The 22,352-nt window shown below is 41.5% G+C and carries 19 protein-coding genes; 11 read left to right on the top strand and 8 right to left on the bottom strand.

Annotation, left to right across the window (positions count from 1 at the left end):
* Positions 1-7 precede the first annotated feature (7 nt).
* The 3 genes from AQ505_RS18225 to AQ505_RS18235 are packed head-to-tail and all read right to left on the bottom strand — an operon-like array spanning position 8 to position 4,134.
* Entirely contained in the window at positions 8-877 is an 870-nt protein-coding gene (locus AQ505_RS18225) for an SdiA-regulated domain-containing protein (RefSeq protein WP_062551102.1), read from the bottom strand.
* A gap of 17 nt (positions 878-894) precedes the next feature.
* Positions 895-2,889 (bottom strand): polyphosphate kinase 1, encoded by a 1,995-nt coding sequence (gene ppk1, locus AQ505_RS18230; protein ID WP_062549493.1) that lies wholly within the window; start codon positions 2,887-2,889, stop codon positions 895-897.
* 6 nt (positions 2,890-2,895) lie between these two features.
* The gene (locus AQ505_RS18235) at positions 2,896-4,134 is read right to left on the bottom strand and encodes a Pycsar system effector family protein (RefSeq protein WP_062549494.1); all 1,239 of its coding nucleotides are present in this window, start codon (positions 4,132-4,134) and stop codon (positions 2,896-2,898) included.
* Between the two features lie 209 nt (positions 4,135-4,343).
* On the opposite strand from AQ505_RS18235, the gene AQ505_RS18240 reads away from it, so the two are divergent.
* From AQ505_RS18240 to AQ505_RS18275, 9 genes are all read left to right on the top strand, one after another.
* On the top strand, positions 4,344-6,743 hold the full coding sequence (locus AQ505_RS18240) for a heavy metal translocating P-type ATPase (RefSeq protein ID WP_062549495.1): 2,400 nt from the start codon (positions 4,344-4,346) through the stop codon (positions 6,741-6,743).
* Positions 6,740-6,925: a cbb3-type cytochrome oxidase assembly protein CcoS gene (ccoS, locus tag AQ505_RS18245; RefSeq protein WP_062549496.1), complete on the top strand. Its 186-nt coding sequence runs from the start codon at positions 6,740-6,742 to the stop codon at positions 6,923-6,925. The genes AQ505_RS18240 and ccoS overlap by 4 nt, the downstream gene beginning before the upstream one ends.
* 76 nt (positions 6,926-7,001) lie before the next feature.
* On the top strand, positions 7,002-9,113 hold the full coding sequence (ccoN, locus tag AQ505_RS18250) for a cytochrome-c oxidase, cbb3-type subunit I (protein WP_062549497.1): 2,112 nt from the start codon (positions 7,002-7,004) through the stop codon (positions 9,111-9,113).
* A 16-nt stretch (positions 9,114-9,129) separates the two neighbouring features.
* Positions 9,130-9,297 (top strand): hypothetical protein, encoded by a 168-nt coding sequence (locus AQ505_RS26710; protein WP_182959486.1) that lies wholly within the window; start codon positions 9,130-9,132, stop codon positions 9,295-9,297.
* Positions 9,294-10,088: a cbb3-type cytochrome c oxidase N-terminal domain-containing protein gene (locus AQ505_RS18255; protein WP_062549498.1), complete on the top strand. Its 795-nt coding sequence runs from the start codon at positions 9,294-9,296 to the stop codon at positions 10,086-10,088. Before AQ505_RS26710 ends, AQ505_RS18255 begins: the two co-directional genes overlap by 4 nt.
* A 1-nt stretch (position 10,089) precedes the next feature.
* Positions 10,090-11,490, top strand: a complete 1,401-nt coding sequence (gene ccoG / locus AQ505_RS18260; protein WP_062549499.1) for a cytochrome c oxidase accessory protein CcoG — start codon at positions 10,090-10,092, stop codon at positions 11,488-11,490.
* Positions 11,491-11,494: 4 nt separating this feature from the next.
* Positions 11,495-11,926, top strand: coding sequence for a FixH family protein (locus AQ505_RS18265; RefSeq protein WP_062551103.1), 432 nt, complete (start codon positions 11,495-11,497; stop codon positions 11,924-11,926).
* The gene (locus tag AQ505_RS18270; RefSeq protein WP_062549500.1) at positions 11,923-12,609 is read left to right on the top strand and encodes a sulfite exporter TauE/SafE family protein; all 687 of its coding nucleotides are present in this window, start codon (positions 11,923-11,925) and stop codon (positions 12,607-12,609) included. The genes AQ505_RS18265 and AQ505_RS18270 overlap by 4 nt, the downstream gene beginning before the upstream one ends.
* A 30-nt stretch (positions 12,610-12,639) precedes the next feature.
* Positions 12,640-13,044: a group III truncated hemoglobin gene (locus tag AQ505_RS18275; protein ID WP_231634928.1), complete on the top strand. Its 405-nt coding sequence runs from the start codon at positions 12,640-12,642 to the stop codon at positions 13,042-13,044.
* A gap of 65 nt (positions 13,045-13,109) precedes the next feature.
* Here AQ505_RS18275 and hemN read toward each other — a convergent pair whose 3' ends face one another.
* From hemN to AQ505_RS18295, 4 genes are all read right to left on the bottom strand, one after another.
* On the bottom strand, positions 13,110-14,468 hold the full coding sequence (gene hemN / locus AQ505_RS18280) for an oxygen-independent coproporphyrinogen III oxidase (protein ID WP_062549501.1): 1,359 nt from the start codon (positions 14,466-14,468) through the stop codon (positions 13,110-13,112).
* A gap of 1 nt (position 14,469) precedes the next feature.
* Positions 14,470-14,940: a lactate dehydrogenase gene (locus AQ505_RS18285; RefSeq protein WP_062549502.1), complete on the bottom strand. Its 471-nt coding sequence runs from the start codon at positions 14,938-14,940 to the stop codon at positions 14,470-14,472.
* Between the two features lie 84 nt (positions 14,941-15,024).
* Positions 15,025-16,083 carry a response regulator gene (locus AQ505_RS18290; protein WP_062549503.1) on the bottom strand — a complete coding sequence of 353 codons (1,059 nt, stop codon included), beginning with the start codon at positions 16,081-16,083 and terminating at the stop codon, positions 15,025-15,027.
* A 7-nt stretch (positions 16,084-16,090) separates the two neighbouring features.
* Entirely contained in the window at positions 16,091-17,275 is a 1,185-nt protein-coding gene (locus AQ505_RS18295; protein WP_062549504.1) for a PAS domain-containing sensor histidine kinase, read from the bottom strand.
* Positions 17,276-17,411: 136 nt separating this feature from the next.
* On the opposite strand from AQ505_RS18295, the gene AQ505_RS18300 reads away from it, so the two are divergent.
* Both AQ505_RS18300 and AQ505_RS18305 read left to right on the top strand, forming a co-directional pair.
* The gene (locus AQ505_RS18300; protein ID WP_062549505.1) at positions 17,412-19,181 is read left to right on the top strand and encodes a hypothetical protein; all 1,770 of its coding nucleotides are present in this window, start codon (positions 17,412-17,414) and stop codon (positions 19,179-19,181) included.
* A 166-nt stretch (positions 19,182-19,347) separates the two neighbouring features.
* Positions 19,348-19,542, top strand: a complete 195-nt coding sequence (locus AQ505_RS18305; protein ID WP_062549506.1) for a hypothetical protein — start codon at positions 19,348-19,350, stop codon at positions 19,540-19,542.
* A gap of 207 nt (positions 19,543-19,749) precedes the next feature.
* Here AQ505_RS18305 and AQ505_RS18310 read toward each other — a convergent pair whose 3' ends face one another.
* Positions 19,750-22,263: a family 20 glycosylhydrolase gene (locus AQ505_RS18310; RefSeq protein WP_197286222.1), complete on the bottom strand. Its 2,514-nt coding sequence runs from the start codon at positions 22,261-22,263 to the stop codon at positions 19,750-19,752.
* Positions 22,264-22,352 lie beyond the last annotated feature (89 nt).

The raw sequence follows: 22,352 nt of genomic DNA on the forward strand, positions 1-22,352 counted from the left end.
TATTTTATTATTTTACTTTTTTAAACTTAAGGATATTTCCATTGGTTAGTTCATCTCCTTCATTAGAGATGTACAAGTTCATATCGTTATCAAAAGCTATGCCTTCCGGCTGATTATAAATCGAAGAATTCAAACGATGTACTTGTTTTACTTTCCAGTTTTCATCTGCAATAACCAATAATTTGTTGGCAGAAGCCAGTATATACCATTCCTTAGTCTTCGGATTTTTTGTCAGTGCCGAAGGGCTAAGACTTGCTTTTAACTTCGGGTTGAGCTTTTTTATCTGCTCCAAGTCAATGCTGAAAGTACTTTCAGGAATTAGGCTATCCAGTTTCAGATCATAGTTTAAGACATACCCCGTTGATGTTTTCTTTTTCTTATCTACCGGGCAGGATTTACATAAAACGTATACTTTTTGAGTCTCTGGATCTGCATATAAACTTTCATACTCCCCTTTAGGAACCAGTTTCTTGGTAACTTTCACCTGTTCTGCCTTTTCTTTTACTCTTTCTGAGAAAGGAAAAGAATAAAGGTGCCCATTACTCTTTAAGATGAATATTTTTTCATTGAAAATGGCCACATCTTCATAGTCTCCTTTACTGCCGAAGCTCACGTTTTTCTGATGCTTCACCCCCCATTTTTGGCGGAAAACGCTGCCTTCTTCATCTTGAATAGAGTAAACAGTATCCGGTTTACCTTTATAAAAGGCGATACCTGAGATTTCGAGCAGGCTTTCAGGCATGTTAAATTTCTCTGGGTGTTCCAGGTCATAACCCGCCGGACTGCTAAACTTTGAAGCTACTGGCTTACAGGCATAAAACGCCACTAATGCCACAATGGGCATCATATATAATAATTTAGTATAGATTTTCTTCATAAACATGGGTCCATTTATTAGTTATTCAACACTTGTAAGAATTGATAAATAGCTTCCTGAGAGCGTATTGCAGGCGAACCATTGATTTCTTCATTCTCCAATTCCGCAGTAATATTTACCGCCTGAACATTATCTTGAAGCTGCAAGGTAATAATTTCCTGGATGAGACGTTTCAAATCCGCGTCATATAAAGGAAAGCAAACCTCTATTCTACTGTAGATATTGCGGTTCATCCAGTCTGCAGAGCCCATATATATTTCTTGCTGGCCATTATTGTCAAAGATAAAAACCCTTCCATGTTCCAGAAAACGGTCTACAATTCTCCTTACAGTAATATTTTCACTGAGTCCTGGCTTGCCTGGAACCAGGCAGCAGATTCCCCGGATGATGAGTTGTATTTTCACCCCTGCCTGTGATGCTTCATATAATTTAGCAATCAGCACCTGTTCTTCCAGGTTGTTCAATTTGAGGGTAATACCAGCGGGTAAACCTTGCTGAACATGGTCCATTTCACGTTGAATCAACCCCAAAAAGCGCTGATGCAAATTAAACTGTGCCACTAGCAAATGATTAAATTCCACAGGATCTTCCAATACTGCGGTCTTATCTTTTCTACTTAGAAAGTCAAAAAGGGATTCTAATTCCTGCAGCATCGGCTGATGGGCAGTCAGTAAAATATGATCGGTGTAAAACTTAGCTGTACTTTCATTGAGGTTTCCGGTGGCTAAAAGCCCCAGGTACTGGTTTTCTCCATTGATCGTCCTTTTTACCAGTGCCACTTTCGCATGCACTTTCAAATCTATACTGCTATAGATAATCTTCACCCCTGCAGCTTTCATTTGCTTAGCCCATTTGATGTTATTTGCTTCATCGAACCTTGCTTTCAGCTCCACCAGTACCACGACCTTCTTCCCATTTTTTGCAGCGGTCATCAAGGCATTAACAATTCTGGAATTTCGCGCTACTCTATATAAGGTGACATAGACCTCTGTGACATTCACATCATTGGAAGCTTCATTGAAAAAGCGCAATACGGCATTATAGTTCTGATAAGGTACATTAACCAGGATATCTTTACGAAGAATATGGTCAAATATAGTTTCCTTTTCTGCGATCTTTACCGCTGTTGAGGCGGGCCATTTAGGGTATCCAAAAAGCTTTTCATCTAAAGGAAAAGCATTGAGGTCTTTCAGGTTATGATAGGCCCCTCCCTGCACTACAGCTGCTTTTTGCAGATTTAAGGCATAAATCATCCGGTACAAATTCCTCAATGGGAGTCCAGGTTCAAAAAGAAAGCGGGTGGCAAAGCCAAAGTCACGGGCTTCGAGTTCTTTCTCTAAAGCAATGGTCATGTCTTCGGAATAGTCCTGTCCTATTTTCAAGGCCGCATTGCGGGTGATTTTCAGGTTAAAAGCTCCCTGGATCTCATCATTTGGAAATAAATAGGCTAAGTTATATTTAATGATATCTTCTAAAAACACCACATATTGTGCGCCCTCCACTGGAATTGCATATAAGCGCTGTAAATCTTCAGAAGGAATACTGATCAGTTCCATTCGCTCTTCCGCATCAGCGTTCTTCAAGATCACCACCTGATACAGCTTGTTGTTTTCGGCAAAAAATGCTGTCAATCCATGGTCAATACATTCAGCATGAATATAAGCCAGGACTTCATTAAAAAACAGTTCAGTTACCTTTTCAGAAATGGCTGCTGGAATAGGTTTATTATAGAGCCAATATACCTGCTGAGCTTCCAATGCCGGTAAAATTTGCTGGCTGATGATTTCCCCATAACGCTGTTGCTGCTGGTCTATCTTCGCCTTCGCGAGCTCATAATCCCACATCATCACCGGCATCCTTACCCGGTAAAATTCATCAAGGTTAGAGGAATAGATGGATAGGAACCGAATTCTTTCCAATATAGGCACTTCTGCCCGGCTTGCTTCCATGAGTACGCGTTCATTGAAACTTAGCCAGCTTAAATCCCGGTTAAAATAAATAGCAGAGTCCATAACAGGCTATAAGGTCACTAATACTGAAGCCGTAATAAAGGCCAGTACAGCTGCAATAATTCCAAACATAAACACATTATAGGCAATTCGCAATAAACGGTATTTACGGCCTAAAACTACGCCCTGCGCATATAAATCCCGGATTAAACTGCCATAAAGAAACTCACGGTCGTCCATCATTTTTAGCATTCCACCTTCATAATCCGGCAGCGACATTCTATAGAAATTACCAAAAAACAAAAGGTTCACACGTTTCTGAGCGATATCTTCTGATGTAAAAACTCCTTTAGGAATAGATGGGCGTGTTGCCAGAATAGAGAATACCATGGTCACGACACAAATGATCAATAAGATTAAGGTAGGAATAATGAGATGTGGATTATCTTCCAGTTTCCTGAGCAGAATACTCAGGATCACCGATAAAATAATAGAGTTGGTAGAAATCATGATGTGGGCCTTATTATCAGCCATATCACTCAGCCTCTGGTGGTTTCCAGAAGTGATCCTGAACATGGTTTCAATTCCTTTATCGGGACGGTCACTCTTTTTCTTTTTTTCTTTTTTTATCTCCAATGGGATGTTTTTATCGGTTAGCAGCGGTGCATTTCCAGTATTTAACACTGTAGGGCTATCTGTTGTTTTATGTTCTGCCGCTGCTGCTTTATTTTCCAGCTCTTCCAGGTTTTCTGCTTTTTTCGCATTCAGCAGGTTCTGACAATAAGTAGTGTGGTAATGGTGATTTTTAAACAACTGTATCGTTTTTAATCTCCATTCATCTTTATCCAGTGCCCTGGCGCAGAAAGCTTCTGCTTCCTTACGCATCAGTTTATTTCTTTCTTTAAAAGAATCACTACCTAAATGGTACAAATCGGCATCACAGACAATCTGTTCTAACAATCCATTTGGCTGCTGAGGCATTTTGGTGGCCATGATACAATTGACGATTTTGGTACTGATCTCTTCAGTAAGTCCTTTTTCTTTTAAGAATTCAGCGGCAAGACCTGCTCCACTAGCCTCATGATGCGCACAATCGAAGAAATATCCCAGATCATGAAACCAACTGGCCGCAGTAACAATAAAGAAATCCTCATCTGAAAGCTGATAATGGTTGGCAATCTTGATGGCATTTTCTACTACTTGTTCAGTATGATTTAAGTTGTGGTAGATCAATCTCGAGTCGGTTTTTGCCTGAAAAATGCTGGCGACGTGCAGTCTTAACTGATCTAATATTTCCCTATAATTCATGAGGTATACTTTTGTTTTTCAATAATAAAACAATTTGTCCTATTTGTGGTTGAAGATATAAATATGAGAGTTTTAATTCTCATATTTAATAGAAAGTTTAAAAGATGTCATTACGAAGGTTTTTCTGATTTATATCAGGGTCGAAAGTGATGAGCGTCATATTTATACTTGGGGGGAAGGCTGAACTTTGAACACATCAATTTGCCCCTATGATCTTACAAAAAAACATAGCCCAGGACACCCAATGTTACCATTGCGGTGATGATCTTCCAAAAACGCCCTACCTGCTGGACAGCAAGTCTTTCTGTTGTCTGGGCTGCAAAGGTGTCTATCAATTGCTCTCTAATCATAACTTGGGTAACTACTACGCGTACAACGATGTACCTGGACAAAAACAAAAAGACAAGCATTCTCATTTTGAATACCTGGATGAAGCGGCGATTGCTGCGAAATTAGTGGACTATACGGATGAGAAGACGAGCGTCATCACGCTTTATATTCCAGCCATTCATTGCAGCTCCTGTATCTGGCTGCTCGAACATTTGCACCAGATCAATCCTGCGATCATTCAATCGAGGATTGATTTCTTAAAGAAACAGGTGGTCATCAGCTTTAAAAATCAGGAATTATCTTTGCGTAAACTGATAGAAATTCTGGCTTCTATAGGATATGAGCCACTCATCAGCTTACAGGATGTCGTAAAAAAACAGCAGTCAGACCATTCGGAAGGGCAACTGATCCGCAAAATCGCGGTAGCTGGTTTTTGCTTTGGCAATGTGATGTTACTCAGCTTCCCGGATTACTTCGGACTGAGCGACCTGGAGCAAGAATTCAAAACCTTTTTCGGCTGGTTGAACCTGGCATTTGCCATTCCTGTCGTATTCTATAGCGGACGGGATTATTTTACCTCTGCCTGGACTAACCTTAGAAATGGCATTTTAAACCTTGATTTTCCATTGGCATTAGGCATTGCCGTGATGTTTATCCGCTCTACACTGGAAATTGCAGGCAATATAGGTGCTGGTTTTGTGGACACATTATGCGGTCTGGTTTTCTTCCTGCTGATTGGAAAATGGATGCAGCACCACACTTATCACCACCTATCGTTTGAAAGAGATTACCGTTCGTATTTCCCCGTTGCAGTTACTTTGATTGAAGAGGATAAAGAAAGGCCAGTCCCGCTGAATGAATTAAAAGTAGGCAACAGGATTTTGATCCGCAGCAATGAAATTATTCCGGCAGATGCCATCCTCTTAAAAGGGGAAGCAGAAATGGACTTTAGCTTTGTTACGGGCGAATCTTTACCGGTAAACAAGGTTTTGGGAGAAGTAGTTTATGCGGGTGGAAGGCAATTAAAAGGCGCTATAGAACTGGAAGTCGTTAAACCGGTTTCACAAAGTTACCTGACTCAATTGTGGAACAACGAGGCTTTTTTCGGGGAGAAAACCAGGATCAGAACCTTTGCCGACCGCGCCAGCAAATATTTCAGTATTGTATTGCTGAGTATCGCCATTGGCGCTGCAGCTTACTGGATGTTACACCAGGACACGACTAAAGCCGTTGCCTCTTTTACTGCAGTTCTGATTATTGCCTGTCCTTGTGCCCTGGCTTTGAGTTCTCCTTTTACCCTTTCTGCAGTACTGAGCATTTTCGATAAGAATAAGTTTTACCTTAAAAATACGGCAGTAGTAGAAGAAATGGCACGCATTAATACGTTTGTATTCGACAAAACCGGTACGATTACCAACCCTGAAAACACAGGTTTCACTTTTGAAGGACACATTACCGAAGAAGAAAAACAATGGGTAAATGACCTGGCAAGGAACTCTGGACACCCATTAAGCAGAGAATTGGTGAAATGGCTGAACAGGCCATCCAAATATACGGCGGTCAAATACATGGAAAAGGTAGGCCGTGGAATTTCAGGCATGATCAATGGTCATGAATTGAAGCTGGGCAGTGCATCTTTCCTTGGTTTGAAAATGAATACACCGGCACAAGGCGCCGTAGTTCATATTATTATCAACAACAGATACCTTGGCTTCTTCTGTTCTACACAGCAATGGCGGAATGGATTTAAAGACCTGGTCTTCAAACTGGGTAAAGACGCGGATTTACACCTGTTATCTGGTGATCAGGACCAGGACAAGCAAACCCTGATTCCATTCTTCCCAAGGGCGCAGCAGATGCATTTCGCTCAGAGTCCGCAGAACAAGCTGGATTACATTCGCAGCCTGCAATATTCTGGTAGAAAAGTACTCATGTTTGGTGACGGCCTGAATGATGCGGGCGCTTTGAAACAGAGCGATCTGGGCATTGCGGTGACGGATAACATCAACAATTTCTCACCAGGCTGTGATGCCATTCTTGATGGTGCGAGTTTTGAAAAGATACCTATGTTTATCAAACTGGCAAAGGATGCCGTAAAGGTGATTCACATCAGCTTTGCGATCTCTTTGACTTATAATGCAATAGGCCTTTACTTTGCCGTTCAAGGCATGCTTTCTCCATTGATTGCAGCGGTATTGATGCCCATCAGCACCATCACCATTATCCTTTTCACCAGCATTGCAGTCCGACTGTATGCTAAAAAAAATCAGCTCTTATGAACATCCTCTATCTCCTGATCGGCTTTAGTATTTTATTGGCATTGATCTTTCTTGCGGCATTTTTCTGGGCGAGTAAAACGGGTCAAAATGACGACACGTACACTCCTGCCGTCAGAATACTCTTTGATGATGACATTCAACAGAAAAATGAGGAGATAAAAAGTGATGAAGATCACGCATAGCCACAATTGATGTCATTCTGTAGCTAAGCACACCGACCTAATTTTACATCCATAAACAAGCAATCCAATTTTTAACATGACTGAAAAATTTTACTACGACAACAAGATCGTCAGGAACTTCGCAGTAGCCACCATTATATGGGGCATCATCGGAATGACGGTCGGATTGCTCATTGCCATGCAGCTCTTCAAGCCTGCATTAAATATGGGCTCCCAGTACACGACTTTCGGCCGTATCAGGCCACTACACACCAACGCAGTAATCTTTGCCTTCGTAGGGAATGCGATCTTTATGGGTGTTTACTACTCTTTGCAGCGACTCCTCAAAGCGAGGATGTTCAGTGATGTCCTCAGCAAAATACATTTCTGGGGCTGGCAGCTGATCATCATTTCTGCGGTCATCACCCTTCCTTTAGGGTTTACCTCTTCCCATGAATATGCGGAGTTGGAATGGCCAATAGATATTGCCATTACCGTTATATGGGTTGTTTTTGGGATCAACATGTTTGGAACCATTATCAAAAGAAGAGAGAAACACATGTATGTGGCCATCTGGTTCTACATTGCGACTTTCGTGACCGTTGCTGTTTTACACATTGTTAACTCTTTCCAGCTGCCAATTTCTGCCTTTAAAAGTTATTATTTATACGCAGGTGTACAGGATGCGCTGGTACAATGGTGGTATGGACACAATGCGGTAGCTTTCTTTTTGACCACTCCTTATCTGGGAATGATGTATTATTTCCTGCCTAAGATGGCAAATCGTCCCGTTTATTCTTATAAATTGAGTATTCTCCATTTCTGGTCATTAATTTTCATTTACATCTGGGCCGGGCCTCACCATTTATTATATACTTCTTTACCGAGCTGGGCACAATCATTAGGGGTTGCCTTCTCCATTATGCTGATTGCCCCAAGCTGGGGAGGGATGATCAATGGATTGCTCACTCTTCGTGGTGCATGGGATAAAGTAAGGGAAGACTCCAGACTGAAATTCATGGTAGTCGGGATTACCGCTTACGGTATGGCCACTTTTGAAGGACCAATGCTTGCTTTAAAACAGATCAATGCCATTGCCCATTATACTGACTGGATAGTAGCACACGTACACGTTGGAGCGCTTGGCTGGAATGGTTTCTTAACCTTCGGTATTTTATATTGGTTGATTCCAAGAATCTACAGAACAGAACTATACTCTAAAAAACTGGTTTCTTTCCACTTCTGGATTGGAACATTAGGGATTCTTTTCTATGCAGTTCCTTTATATTTTGCAGGTTTCACACAGGGATTGATGTGGAAAGAGTTTACAGAAGATGGTTTATTGCGCTATCCTAATTTCCTGGAAACCGTAATTCAAATCCTTCCTATGTATGTACTGAGAGCTATAGGCGGTGCGCTATACCTGATTGGTGTCATCGTGATGACTTATAACTTAATCAGAACAGTTCGTTTAGGTAAACTATTGGCGGATGAGCCTGCAGAGGCAATGCCATTGCCAAAAGACTATGTTCCTCAGGGATCTGAGAAGAAATTCCACAGGGTACTGGAGCGTAAACCAATGGTTTTCATGGTACTTTCCTTAATTGTCATCCTGATAGGTGGTATGATTGAGATGATGCCGACGTTTACGATCAAGTCGAACATTCCGACGATTACCAGTGTACAGCCTTATAGTCCGCTGGAATTACAGGGACGTGATTTATACATCCGGGAAGGTTGTGTAAACTGTCACTCTCAGATGATTCGTCCATTCCGTTCTGAAACAGAAAGATATGGCGAATACAGTAAAGCAGGGGAATTTGTGTACGACCACCCGCATTTATGGGGTTCAAAACGTACCGGTCCTGATTTACAGCGTGAAGGCGGTAAATATGGTAATGCATGGCATTTTAACCACATGCTGGATCCACAAACGATGTCGCCGGGAAGTATCATGCCTCCTTACGAATGGCTAATCACTCAGACACTGGATACCACCACTACCATCAGCAAGATCAATGCGATGCGCACTTTAGGTGTTCCTTATGAAGAAGGTTATGAGCATAAAGCGAACCGCGACCTTGACAAACAGGCCAAGGCGATTGCGGCAGACCTGAAACAGAACAACATCAAAGTAAAAGATGATAAAGAAATCATTGCGCTGATTGCCTATCTGCAACGCCTGGGAATGGACATTAAAGCACAATAACCTAAACAACAACATTATGTTTAAGCAATTTTTAGATCAAGTAGATGGAAGCCAGGTGTATTTAATCACCTCCCTTGGCATATTCCTGCTCTTTTTTATCCTGGTCGGCATACTCTTGCTGACCATGAAAAAAGAAGAAATAAAATATATGAGTGAGTTACCTTTAAAAGACGATGTACAATGACGAATTTACTAATTTGGGCCCTACTCATCACTGCAGTGATTATACTTGTGGTTTCCCTACTGGTTTTGAAAGTCATCAAAATCTATGTAAAGGAAACCCTGCATCCTACCCGATTCGCTTCTGAAGAAGAAAGGAAAAAATACTGGCTGGAAGAAGAGCGACGTGCAGCAGCAGCAGCCGACAAACCTTCCTTCTGGACTAAGTTAATGGGGTTGAGGCCGATCTCTGAGGAGAAAGACATCATGATGGAGCATAAATTTGATGGCATTGCGGAATTGGATAACCCTACTCCTGCCTGGTTTATGGTACTCTTTTATGGGACGATCATTTTTGCCATCGGCTATATGCTCAACTACCATGTATTTGGCTGGGGCAAATTACAGGAAGAAGAATATGCGATAGAACTCCGTCAGGCGGAAGCGGATCGCATCGCATTTCTGCAAAAACCTGGTTCGGGAGGTCCGAAAATCAATGAGAACAACATGGAGAAAAGTGACGATCCGGCAGTCATCCAAAAGGGAGCTGCGTTGTTTAAAACAGTTTGTACCCCTTGTCATGGAGAACATGCAGAAGGTGGTGTGGGTCCCAATTTAACGGATGAGTACTGGCTGCACGGTGGTACGCCAAAGGATATTTTCAAGACCATCAAATATGGTGTTCCTGAAAAAGGAATGGTGGCCTGGGAGAAATCTATGAATGCCCAGCAGATCTCAGACATTACCAATTATATCCTTTCTATACAAGGAAGCAATCCTGCTGGCGCGAAAGCACCACAGGGCAAAAAAGATTAACATGTCATCACAAAGCCCAAGTCATTTCAGAGATCAGATCTCCACTTTAACCGACGACGGACAGCGCCGTAAATGGCTCTATCCGAAAGTCATTAAAGGTAAGTTATATCAGTACCGCTCTGTAGTCAGCTATTTTTTCCTGACCTTACTGTTTGCCGCCCCATTTATTAAATTAAATGGGGAGCAATTGGTGTTGTTGAATGTTTTAGAGCGGAAATTTGTATTCTTTGGGGTGATTTTCTGGCCCCAGGATTTTTACCTGTTTGTCTTGGCTTTACTGACCTTTATGGTATTTATCGTCTTGTTCACAGTGGTTTTTGGCCGGGTATTCTGCGGATGGGCCTGTCCTCAGACGATTTTCCTGGAAATGGTATTCAGGAAGATAGAAATCTGGATAGAAGGCGATGCTAATAAACGGAAAAAGCTGGATGATGGCCCGCTAACCAGCGAGAAGTTTTTCAAAAAAGGATGGAAGCATTTTCTTTACTTATTGATTTCCTTCTTTATTGCCAACATCTTTCTCTCCTATTTAATCAGCTCAGATAGCCTGATCAAAATCATAACTGAACCGGTATCACAGCATTGGAGCGGATTCATTTCGATCTGTGTATTTACCTTTGTTTTTTACCTGGTTTTCTCTAGAATGAGAGAGCTGGTTTGTACGGTAGTTTGCCCCTACGGACGTTTACAGGGCGTATTACTCGACAACCAGAGTATCATTGTAGCTTATGATTACGAACGTGGGGAGCCACGTGAAAAGCGCGTAAAAGGAGTAGAAAACGCTGGCGGAGATTGTATAGACTGTAAGCTTTGCGTACAGGTTTGCCCCACTGGAATAGACATCAGGAACGGGACGCAAATGGAATGCGTCAACTGCACCGCCTGTATTGATGCCTGTGATATGGTGATGGAAAAGATTGACCGCCCAACCCGTTTAGTCGGCTTCAAATCGGAGGATGAGATCAAAACGAAACAGCCTTTTAAACTGAACAAAAGAGTCTATGGCTACGCTGCTGTATTGGCATTGCTGATCGGCGTACTCTCCTATCTTTTGATCACGAGAACAGCCGTTAAAACCACCATCCTGCGTGCCAGTGGAACTTTGTATCAAATGAGAGATAAAGAAAAGGCGGTGAGCAATTTATTCAATGCAGAGCTGATCAATAAGACCAGCAAATCACTGAAATTTAAAATCGTACCGGATGATCCAGAGGTGAAAATTCAGTACATTCAAAAACAAGATACCATTGCTTATGGTGGAGTGGCAAAATTGACGTTTTTTGTCATTATGCCGCAGAGAAAATTAAAAACATACAAATCAGATATTGGTTTTAAACTGGTGTCAGATGGCAAGGTGGTAGATACTTTTGAAACGACCTTCATCGCACCGCTTAATGATTAAAGAAATGAAATGGAACTGGGGAACGAAATTGGTAATTGGAATGGCTTGTTTTATGAGCTTCATCATCATCCTTGCGGTCAAGATGTTTAACAGCTCGCCCGATGCGCTGGTAGACAATGATTACTATGAGAAGGGGCTGGCTTATGACAAAGAGTACCACCTGAAAGAACAGGTAAAAACCGACCATGCCAAACCTGAGATCCAGGTAGGTACGGATGGAATTATCCTGACTTTTAAAGCCCCTGCTGAAGGAAAAGTAAACCTGGTCCGCACGGCAGATAAGCGGATGGATAAAATGGTTCAAATCAATACAGATGAGCAGTACCGTGCTGCAATCCCTTTAACAGGGATTGCTAAAGGCCGCTGGAAACTGATCATCAACTGGAATAGTGCAGGTAAATCCTATTTGGATGAACAGGAGGTCATGGTAGAATGAGCAACGAAAAGCTTGCCTTCATGATTGGATTGTTAGGGAGCGTACATTGCATTGGCATGTGCGGTCCCCTTGCCTTTGCTGTGCCCTCCTTAAAACAAGGATGGCTTTTTCTGGTATTGGACAAATTACTTTACCAGTTAGGGAGAATTGTTTCTTATTGTTTCTTAGGACTGGTGATTGGCTTAATCGGACAGCAATTATGGATGGCAGGCTTACAGCAGGTCATCAGTATTTTTAGCGGGATCCTGATTGTGATGGCTGCCTGCTCCAGGTTATTTAAGATTCAAATGCTTAAAAATACCCCTTCGGTATTCCTAAAACCCTTCCATCAGTTATTTGGCTATGCCTTAAAACACAAAGCCAATCATTTGATCATAGGCATCATCAACGGCTTTCTACCCTGTGGCTTCGTTTACCTGGCCATGGCAGGAGCTTTAAATACGGGCAGCTTAACCGGCTCTGCTATTTATATGTTCTGGTTTGGGTTAGGCACCCTCCCTCTCATGTTTATCGCCACACTCAGTATCGGTTTTACCGGTGCATTGGTCCGTAAAAAGATCAACCGCGTGATTCCTTATTTTATGCTTTGTCTGGGAGTCTGGTTTATATTGAGAGGAATGGAATTAAACATTCCTTATTTAAGCCCGGCACCTGTTGAACAAGGGGCTCCTGAATGTAGGTAATCCTTCAAATCATCGTAAATTACTACCCTCATGACACTTACTCCTATAAAAAGAGATATTAAAGATCAGGAAGACATCCGTTTTCTAGTGATTGAATTTTACAATAAAGCCCTCAGAGATGAAGTGATTGGGCCTGTATTTAAAGCGGCAAATTTCTCTTTAGAGGGGCATATTCCGGTAATGGTTACCTTCTGGGAAACCATCTTATTGGATGTGGTCACTTATAAAGGAAATCCTATGCTCAAGCACATTGCTTTAAATAAAGAAGTGCCTTTGCATGGGGAGCATTTTGACCGCTGGATGAAAATCTGGGAAGAAACCATCAGGGCTAATTTTGAAGGGCCTGTAGCGGATCAGGCGATCTCCAGGGCCTCTTCCATCGGACAATTGATGCAATATAAGATCAAACAGGCGACTGCTCCAAATGGCTTATAAACACAAATTGGCGACCGTTTATCACGGTCACCAATACTGACATTTGAGACGTAAAACTAATATTTTTATCCGGTGAGGCTGAACAGTTCCGTTTTCGGTTGATCTGCCCAGTATCTATAATCCAATGCCATGCAGATGTTTCTTAAAAACCGCTTGCCCAATGGCGTTACCCGCAAATGGTCTGTCGACAAGAACACCAATCCATCCAGTGCCAGCCAGCGCATGCGCTGTAAACCTTCAGAAAACTCCGGAGAATTCGCTTCCTCCTCTGTCCAGGAAGTATGTCCTTTACACATGATGTTCAAAATATGCTGACGGGTGATCCTATCTTCTTCATTTAGTAAATGGCCTTTTACCACAGGCAATCTACCTTCATTCACTATCGTTAAATATTCTTCCACCGTTTTCACATTCTGTGCAAATGCTGTCCAGGTATCACTTATGGAAGATACTCCTAAACCAATCATTAACTGACTGTACTGATGGGTATAGCCCATGAAGTTCCGGTGCAGTTTTCCTTTAATTTCTGCCTCATACAAGCTGTCTGTAACCAATGTAAAATGGTCCATTCCCACATCCAGGTATCCTCCATCTTTTAATTTTTTACAGCCCAGTTCATACAGTTCCTGTTTTAACTTTTGAGAAGGAAGATCCAGCTCTGTATACCTTCTCTGTCCTGGTTTAACCCATGGAACATGCGCATAACTGTAAAAAGCAATCCGGTCTGGTTTCAATTGCAGTACTGAATCCAGTGTATCTGAAAGCCCCTGGATCTGTTGGTGAGGGAGACCGTAAATGAGGTCGTAATTGATCGAGGTATAGCCTAAAGCCCTTGCTTTTAAGGTCACTTGTTCTACTTCTTCATAGGTTTGCACCCTATTGATCACCAGTTGCACATGCGGATCAAAATCCTGAATACCTAAACTTAATCTTTTGAAACCTAACTGGTTCAAAGTCATCAAATGTTCGTCGGTGGTATTTCCAGGATGTGCTTCAAAGCTAAATTCGGCTTCCTCATGCAGGTCAGCGTATTTTAGGATGCCTTCCATCAGCAGTTTTAAATTCGCTGCACTGAAAAAAGTAGGTGTGCCACCCCCCAAATGTAACTCCTTGATCAATGGGCGGGTTACAAATAGATTCAGGTACAATTGCCATTCCTTCAGTAAAGCCTCGATATAAGGCGATTCTACTTTATGATTTTTAGTGATCCTGGTATTACAGCCGCAATAAGTACATAAACTTTCACAAAAAGGAAGGTGGATATAAATGCTGATTCCTTCTTTGTCGTTACTTTCCCTAAAGGATTGCGTAACGGCTTTTTCCCAGTCCTTTACTGTAAAATCTGTTGTTTTCCAATATGGAACGGTAGGATAACTGGTATAACGAGGGGCAGCAACATGATATTTCGAGATCAGATGATTCATACTAATGGTGATGAGGTTTACTACCTGGACGTATTAATGAATGCGCCTGATCGCAAGATCTGGAGCAAACACAAGCATTCCCTAAACACTTCTTTTGCTGCCATTTATCCAGATTAACGATGGTTTCTACAGCCAATGCCATAGGCAATTCCTTTTCTGTAAGCGCTATTAATGCATCTAAAGGAACATTGGCAATCTTTATATTTCTAAGTGCAGCTGCTTCCTGATCGATATGACTGGTAGCGGTAGAGCGTGTCGCAATGAATTTCACCCCAAGATCCGCTAACCTGTTGATCACTTGTGCAGAAACATCATCTTCATTGAATACAATGACAGCTTCTTTCCCTGCGGCATAAGAAGCTGTCTCAGAACCCAAAGAATTGGATATCAATGTAATATCATGTTTTTTATTATTGGCAATGGCCAATGGTTCTTTCTCAAAAGACTTTATACTATATGCGACAACTCTCATGCTGGTTCGATTTATTAATAATCAAAGTTAGCATGTAGTGGTAGCGGGGAGAATGAGTTTAATCAATTGAAAATATGATCCTCATCAGTTTTTCATCTGCTGTAGTCTAAGCTGATCGAGCACAATGATCTGACTGCCTTTCCTTTCTATGATCCCTTCATCCTTAAAATCACTGAGGATCCTGCTCACCGTTTCAGTAGCCATTCCGGCCATTGCAGCAAGGTTATCACGGGAAACCCGAAGGATCATTTCCGCATCCTGTACCTCCTGTTTACATAACCTGGCCAATACTTCGGCCATACGTTTTCTAACAGAATGGTAGGCCAATTGCAGTAATTGTTCCTCTTTATCCTGAAGGTTATTGGAGATCAATTGAATAAATTGTCGGGCTACATCAGGATAGCGATTGAGTAAATTATCCATTAAATCTTTTGGCAGCATGCACACCGTGCTATCTTCTACTGCCTCTGCTGTTTCTGCATAGGGTGCATTGAGCAGCAAAGAGGTAATGCCAAAATAGTCTTCTGAGCCATACATTCCGGTCAGCAACTCCCTTCCATCCTCACTTAACTTAAAAGTTTTCACCTTTCCATTCATGACCAGGTAAAGGCCTGAAACATTGTCGCCTTCATAATATACCACTTGTTTTTTCTTCACAGAGCGGACTTTTCTGGCAGCGATGATTTTCTCCAGCTCTTGTAAGCCGGAACTATTGCTGAACAATACACTCAGTTTTTCTAGCGATTGGCTATAAAAAATCTGCTGTTTATCTCTTTTACTCAGTCTGCTTTCTATGGCATTTAACAATTCCACATCATCGAAAGGCTTTGTCAGGTAATCATCAGCACCCATTTCCATTCCCTTACGCATGTCAATGCGTTCTGCTTTTGCAGTCAGGAAAATAAAGGGTATGGTGGCTGTTTGTTCATTTTTATGGAGCAAATACAATACGCCATAGCCGTCCAGCTCTGGCATCATGATGTCACATAAGATTACATCCGGCAATTCACTGATCGCCAGATCTACCCCTACCCGCCCATTAACGGCTTGTAATACTTCATAGTTTGCCAGTTCCAATATCTCGGCAGTACTTTCCCGAATGTCATCGTTATCTTCTATAATGAGTATCAGTGTCTTCTTCATTCGTAACTTATTTATTAAAGGACAAAACAAATTTAGTCCCAGTGTGGAGTGTACTTTCAAAATACAGCTCGCCTCTCATCAGCGTTGCATAACGCAGTACGATATTTAATCCTAGTCCTGTTCCGGGAATATTTCCGGTATTGTTTGCCCGGAAAAACGGCTGAAACAGGTGTTTATGGTCAGATTCAGGAATTCCTATTCCATTGTCTTTTATCGTGACCATACATTGTGAATCTGTAATTTCTGTATTAAATTCAATAAAGGTGTTTTCGCCTGAATATTTGATGGCATTAGAGATCAGGTTGATCATGCAGTTTTTTAACAGGTTAAGGTCTAACAGCACGGTACTTTCCAGTCCGGTATGCTGATAAATGATATTCTGATCCTGTTTGGCCATCATCTGCATTTCTTCGGTGATCTCTTCGGAGAGTTTCACCAGGTCAAAAGCTGTAAAGGTAGGTTCTACTTTTCCTGCTTCCAGTCGTTCCAGCGACAAGAAATCATTTAGTATTGTGGTGAGATTGCTGACCGCATTTTTGATCTTACTGACATGCTTTGTGATGTTTTTATTGTCGTAAGGTTCTGCATATTTATCAATTAGCGAGGCCGAAAGCTGCACTGAACTTAGGGGTGTTCTGAATTCATGGGAAGCCATAGACACAAACCGGCTTTTCAATTGATTGAGTTCCTTTTCTTTTTCAAGAGAAAGACTGACCTCTTCTTTGGCTTCACTTAAGGCCATCACTGTTTTTTTGAGTGATTTTGTACGCTCCTCTACGAGTTCTTCTAACTCCGCAGCATATTCCCTCAGACGCTCTTCTGCTTCTTTTTCTTTGGAAAGATCATGTATAAATCCAGTGTAAATGATTCTATCTTCGTATTGCACCTCACTCACCGCCAAGCGAAAAGGAAAAGTACTCCGGTCTTTTCTCAGACCTTTTACTTCTCTGCCTTTTCCGATGATTCTTTTCTCACCAGTCGATTGATAACGGTGAATGTAACCATCATGTCCGCTTCTATCAGGTTCAGGCATTAGGAATGAGATATTTTTTCCTTCCACTTCACCGATAGTATAGCCAAATAACCTTAATGCTGCTGGATTAAGACTTTCAATTTTGCCCCTGTCATCGATGGTAATAATTCCGTCAATTGCAGTTTCAATAATGGCCTTTAATAACCTCGCCTCTTCCATGTATTAATTTTTACAAATATAATGATAACGATTGCACTGGGCTAATAACCTCAATCATACAAAAGTGTGACTAATATCATGTTTTTAAATGTAAATAGTCAGTTCTTTTGCGATTCAAGTAAATTTTTCTCAGCAAATGAACCATACTTTTCACATTCCAGTTTTAGGCTTAGGCTATTCAATTGATACTCCGTTAAAGGTGGCCAGATATGGCATCTCCTCTGTTGTTTCCATCGTAGATGATGAGTTGACGGAGCGCATGAGAAAATTTCATGCAGAAAAGACAGGAGAAACATTTACACTGATCGACAAAAAAGAATCGGATAGCCGGGCGAGAAGAATTACGGCCTATCTCAACTTACTTGATGTGCTGGTAAAGCAGCAATTTTCCAGTTTAAAGGCACAGTCTTTTGAAGAGGGGACAGACCTGAACCTATATTTCGAGCTGCTGCCAGAGCGATCGATCTGGAGGTTAAAATACCAGGAAATGAAAAGTTTACCGGATGGCCTGCAAAAAACTGCAATGCAATCTGAATTAATTGAAGGCATTACACCTGGTGCAATTGATGTGAATATCATGTCTAAAGTAGACAAGGTAAATTACAATGCGAACCATGAAACTGAGGGTGATGATTTTACAGATGCCTTAGCCGCGATGCGTGGTTTTACAAATAGTACGCTAGATTCCTCCGTGATTATTTCCGCCGGATTGAACCCGCGTTTATATGCCTATATGGAAAAATGTACGGCCTTTTATCCGGATGCAAATGGCGCCTTCCAAAAGAAGATCATTCTTAAAGTCAGCGATTTCCGATCTGCATTGATCCAGGCAAAAATGCTGGCAAAAAAAGGATTATGGGTGTCCGAATTCCGTGTAGAATCGGGATTAAACTGCGGGGGACATGCCTTTGCAACGGAAGGCTTTTTATTGGGCCCTATCCTCGAAGAATTCAAACAAAAACGTGGAGAACTGGCCGCTGAGCTTTACCAAATGTATATTAGTGCACTAAAAACTAAAGAAATCCTTGAAATAGCTTTACCTGAACAGCGCATTACTGCACAAGGTGGAATTGGTACTGCTGAAGAACATGAGTTCCTCCTCAATTATTATGAGCTGGATGCTGCCGGATGGGGAAGTCCTTTTCTCCTGGTACCGGAAGCGACAAATGTGGACGATGAAACCTTAAACCAATTGACCAATGCTGTTGCGGAAGATTATTACCTGAGCAACTCCTCCCCGTTAGGTGTACTTTTCAATAACTTCAAAAAGAGTACTGCCGAAGAACAGCGCCTACAGCGAATAGAAAAAGGCAGACCAGGCAGTCCTTGTACCAAGAAATTCTTATGTACCAACACAGAATTTACTGCAGACCCCATCTGTACTGCATCCAGAGAATATCAGCACCTGAAAATAAAACAATTAAAAGAACAGGAGCTGTCTGAAACCGATTACCAGCGACAATTCCAATCCATTACGGAAAAAGTGTGTCTCTGTGAAGGTCTATGTGCCTCTACCTATATAAAAGTGGGTATTATGAAACCAAAGGAAAGTAAAGCAGTAAGTATATGTCCCGGTCCTAATCTAGCCTTCTTTTCAGGTAAATATTCTCTAAAAGAAATGATCAATCATATATACGGTCGTGAAAACTTGCTGGTTAATATTACCCGTCCTAACTTATTTATCAATGAACTTCATTTATATGTAGATTATCTGAAAAAAGACATTGCCAATCAACTGGAAGAATTAACCACTAAAAAAGATAAATACTTCAATAAATTTAAACTGCAATTACTGGATGGCATCGCTTATTATCGTGCCCTCATTCCAGAATTAAAATTACAGGACAATTTATCAGTCGAGGAAATGCTGAAGCAATTGCTGCTGGCTGAAAAAAGTTTAGGTTAATTCCATACAGACGCTTTAATCGCATACAGACGCTAAAAACATAAGGCCACGTGTTAGAAAAGAACTTTGGTGTACAGTTCTCCCCCCTTCTTTCCGTGGCTTTTATGGAACATATTTTTTCACTATATTAGTTAAAAGGAATTTCGATACTATAATCAAAAATAACATGGAAAAAGAAGCTATGAAATCATTACTGGGCATCATTGACCAGCAAGTTAGTTCTTCGATTTTAGGAGGAATGGAAGAGCAGTACGAAGAATTGGAAAATTTAGGATATATCCACATCAATCGCGACCGTGTTCAGCACGCCGCTTCTATCACCCCTGAAGGCATGGAATTTTTATATCACGATAAAGAATAAGGGAATATTGTCATTAAATTGTTTTTATTTTTCATACTTAAAACTTTTTGACAACAAACTCCGTTATATGATCAGTTTGTTTGGTTTAGGTTGATCTGTGGTGGGTCAGCCATTATTAAAACAGGGATAGATCTCTCCGATTCATCCCTGTTTTTTTTGTTTTAAACACTAGTCTTTAAAGGTTTCAATTGTTAGACTACCATATTTCTATTCGACCACAATACTTCGCCCTCCTCTATTCGTTACATCAAAAGCACAAAACTTCGCACCTTTCTGAAAAGGAATCGCCTGAGTATATATTTTACTGCTGGCTATGGGTTCCTTTCCATCCGTAGTATAACGAATGATGAAGCCTGGCAACTGTATATTTGCCGCTATCTGGCCATCAATCAGTTGTAGTCCTGGAGTTGGAATTCGGTATTTAAACCCACCAGCATAATAATTTAATCTTGGCAGTTCTTTTTTGCCCAGCACATTTACAAATTCCGACCAAGCCTGATCGTATAATACTTTCCCTTTTTCCGGATCTGCTTCCAATGCCCATGCCGGATCTTTTGCCCAGGCACGTTCTGCCAATCCTAATAATTTCGGCAATAGCATATATTCAAATTGTTCGGTTGTTTTGATATTTTCGCTCCATAATGGCGCCTGCAACCCGACAATATTTGATTTGCCAACCTCCGTTAAACCGGCTTTATTTTTATAGCGCTCTGGATTTGCAGGATTTCCTTCCTCATCTTCCTTCATATTCTTATAATAATCGAACGGAATGAAATAGAAAAGCTTGTCTACATCTACATAACCACCCCAATTCTGACCATTTTCTAAGAAGCTTTTGTTCGAAGCCAGGTCTATGTAAAAATTAGTAACTGGTGTTAACACCACTTTATAGCCTTCATTGGCCATTTTATAAGCTAGATCTTCATTGCCATGCAGGTTATTCCAAACATCTACATGAAAATTCTCCTTAAAAAACCGAGGTTCCGGCACCATTTTCATTGCGCCATTTATTTCTTTTTTATGCAATCCTATTTCTTCCCATCCAGATAAGTAGAGCGATTTAGATTGCAGCATTTTGTTCAATTTACTAAAGAAATAGAACCACAATTCATCGGTTCCTTTTACTGCGGGTTCTTTTATAGCGAGTTGGGCTGCAGCTGGTGATTTCTCCCATACACCTGCCGGCACCTCATCACCGCCAAAATGGATCGTAGTTAAGGGTGCATTTGCTGCTTTATGCATGGCGATCAGCTCATTGGTCACCTTTTCCAAAAAGTGATAGCTGGAAGGTAAAGCTGCATTGATCACATTATCATCAAAACCCTGTACGGAGCGATATTTACTCTCATCTTTTAAATCACTTAACAAATAATATTCAGCGGCTTCTTTGTCGCCGGCCTTCATCAAACGGTGGTAACGGGCCTCCATTGCTTTTATGGCCGCTCTGGCATGACCGGGTGTTTCAATTTCTGGGATTACCCGGATATGTCTTGCCTTTGCATACTTCAAGATTTCTATATAGTCTGCTTTGGTATAAAAACCTGTACCAGAATTTAGGCCTGGTTGTGGTCCAGAACCATAAGCAGGTATGATTTGGGCGCTTTCCGTTACAGAATGACCGCGCGTTGCGCCTACAGTAGTTAATTCCGGTAATCCTGGAATTTCCAAACGCCAGCCCTCATCTTCCGTCAGGTGAAAATGAAAAACATTTAACTTATAGAGGGCCATTAAATCCAGGACCTTCAGTACTGCTGATTTGGGTTGAAAGTTTCGGCCCACATCCATCATAAAACCTCTAAAGCCAAACCTCGGATTGTCATTGATCACCGCTGCAGGTATCGCGATCGACTTTTCAACTTTCAACCAGGAACTTGCTGGGAACATCGTTTTCAAGGATTGTATTGCATAAAAGGCACCTGCAGCATCTGATGCTCCAATGCTGATCCGACTCGGAGTGATGGTTAAGGTATAAGCTTCCTTAGCCAGTTTCTCATCTTTCAGAAAAACAATTTCCCCGGCAGCAGCATTTGATTTCCCTGCGGTCTTTTTACCTAATGCGCGACTGATTTCCTGAGACAGCAAAGCGGCTTCATCTGCAAAAGCAGGTATCCCCAGTACATTCACCGCTTTGGTTAAGCTGAAAATACCTTTACCCTGGACATAGTCAGCGGGTGTTGGAAAAACCAATGGCAGTTGATTTACGGGAATATCTTTGATCTTTTTGTTCTCTTCGTAAGCTTTCTTTGCCAGCTCCTGCTCGAAAGTGGTATGAGCTGGCAAATGCTCAAATACTACATTTTTAATTGCAGTACCCTGATCAGGGGTTTTATCCCAAACCAGGTAAAACCCTGAAGGACGTTCGGAAACATTATACATGGTCTCCGTGGCCATGTTGAGTTTAACCCTTCCAGCCGGCGGAACTGCTTTAAAGGAAGGCAATGGCGACAAACGGAATAAAGCTCCGTTAACAAGGCTCACCTTCGCCAATAGGCTATCGGCCCCAACTGTATTTAACACCCTGGAATTGAAGTAAATTTTCCAGCCAGAAGCAGGTAAAGGCACTTTCCCATTGTTCTTAATGGTCAATACCATTCTATCGTTATCATTGGTTTGCGACCAGTTCAGCTCTAAATCGGCAGCAGCCACAAGGCTTGCTTGTTGAGCAGTAGCCGATCCGTTGATGCTGAGCATAAAAAAAGCAGCAAGTACGTAAATTTTCATGAGCATATATTTTTATATGTTTTCAATTGATTCTTATTTAAATCTTCCAATCCTGACATTTGAACGTGCCGTTGATAAAGTAATCAGCG

This window comes from Pedobacter sp. PACM 27299, assembly GCF_001412655.1.
In the GTDB taxonomy this organism is placed as follows: domain Bacteria; phylum Bacteroidota; class Bacteroidia; order Sphingobacteriales; family Sphingobacteriaceae; genus Pedobacter.